Source organism: Paenibacillus sp. 01T422 (assembly GCF_056398785.1).
The window spans coordinates 1-824 of record NZ_JBFTQB010001450.1 but is presented as its reverse complement, the minus strand read 5'-3'; the positions used below and the strand labels follow the sequence as shown (position 1 = coordinate 824).

The 824-nt window shown below is 39.9% G+C and carries 1 protein-coding gene; it reads right to left on the bottom strand.

The genetic code is table 11. From position 1 onward, the window contains the following. Positions 1 to 622: 622 nt before the first annotated feature. On the bottom strand, positions 623 to 824 hold a 202-nt coding region (locus AC1DUA_RS39430; protein ID WP_477504856.1), incomplete at its 5' end, for a hypothetical protein.

Below are 824 nucleotides of genomic sequence, written 5' to 3'. Positions count from 1 at the left end.
CCCATGATCTGTTTAACAGACTCAAAGACAAAACGATGTACCGTAAAATTAAAAGTTTAAGAAATACGTATTTAAAAGCTCTCAGTGCCGGAAAGATTAGAAAGAAATGAGTCTCCTCCAAAGTAAAATGATCTAATTCTTACCTTGCTTTGTAGCGTAACAGACTTCTTCTGCAATAATCCCAATGCTGTAGCTGTTTTGAGAGCCATTATTTCTTTGAGGGCATATCGCCAGTTGATATAATTTTTCCGTAGACCTCAGTATTGGATAACCGATTGGTCATTGTAGGATCGATATACTGAATAGGTGAATGTTAAATATCATTTAAGTAACGAATAAAGAAGTTGCTCAAGATGGAGTTTGTAAGCGTGTGTAGCCTGTTTGAAACCAATGGTTTTCTTAGCCAGCTCGACGAGCAATTTGGCTCTACGTACACCCGAATGCCGTTCCATGGATTTTTGCCAGCCAGAAATGATATCGCTAGGCACTAATTTACAAAGATCTGGTCGGCAGAGGAAAGAGGCGAAGGGTTACCAAAGCACCTTTGCAGGTTAGGATTTTAAAGACTTGTCTTAATTCAGGAAAGACAATCTCTATCCAACGGTGGGTCTGGTTTACTGACTTACAAGCCGTTTAACCACGGTCTCACGGTTTGCCATAACGATTCGCAGCTCTTCATATTCTGTGGATTGAAAACGAACTTAAAGAGTCCAGTGTAAATTGAATTTCCCTTAAGTTCTGCTTCATTATTTTTCAGTTCTCGATCAAGATGGTCGGCTTTCCGGCAAACCATTTCCTGATTTTGCGGATCCGGAGAAGTGTTT